At 33.7% G+C, this 861-nt stretch carries 1 protein-coding gene; it reads left to right on the top strand.

Going from position 1 to position 861, the window contains the following annotated elements; translation table 11 throughout:
- Positions 1 to 38 precede the first annotated feature (38 nt).
- Positions 39 to 353: a Uma2 family endonuclease gene (locus D5R40_RS33415; RefSeq protein ID WP_282433713.1), complete on the top strand. Its 315-nt coding sequence runs from the start codon at positions 39 to 41 to the stop codon at positions 351 to 353.
- Positions 354 to 861 lie beyond the last annotated feature (508 nt).

The following is an 861-nucleotide window of genomic DNA, read 5'->3' as shown; positions in this document are numbered from 1 at the left end:
TATAGTCAAGCAAACAAATATCATGTTGATTTTTTTTCATTGCTGAAGTTGCTAGCAGTAGTGCTTCTTATGACTTAGGAGAAAAATTGAAAGTTTATCGATGCAACCAAGTACAAGAATATTTAGTCTGGCAAGTTTACGAACAAAAAATTGATTGGTTTCGGTGGCGAGAGGGAGAATATATTAATTTGTCAATAGATGAACAGGGTATTATTAAAAGCGAAATTTTTCCTGGTTTATGGTTATCGGTATCTAATTTAATTTCAGGTAATTTAGTAGAAGTAAACTCAGAGTTACAAAAAGGTTTAAAAACATCCGAACATCAGAAATTTTTAGCACAGTTAAATAAGTAATATCATGTTCCCCCTCCGGGGGAGCTACGCTAACGGTTGAAGACTTATTCTTGTTTGACAAGCACTTAATACTACTAATTATGCTAGTAAGTTTAAGTTTAAAATTTTGAATATATTAGCTCTATTTCCACTAAAAAAATGGTTAAGTGATCGCCATTTAATATTAAGGGATGAAATTAATTTGTAAGCATTCAGCTATTAGCAGTTAGCTCTTAGCTTTTTAATGAATGAACCAAGTATCGCAATGAGCGCTCAGGTATTTACAATGTCCAGCTCAAAGTGCAGTAAGCGAAAAGGTGTACAAAAAATAATGTGTAACCCACATTCCGCACCACAAAATGTAGTATCGAATCAGGAGTCAGGAGTCAGGAGTCAGGAGACAGGAGACAGGAGACAGAATTTTAGCAGAAAATCATAGCTGCCGTGATTGAGTAATCATGTATAGCAAGTATTTATGCGTAAATTTTTTACTCGGAATTTGATCAACGAAAAAAGTAATTAGACTTCT

This window comes from Okeania hirsuta, assembly GCF_003838195.1.
Lineage (GTDB): Bacteria > Cyanobacteriota > Cyanobacteriia > Cyanobacteriales > Microcoleaceae > Okeania > Okeania hirsuta.
This window is presented reverse-complemented; position numbering and strand designations above follow the sequence as displayed.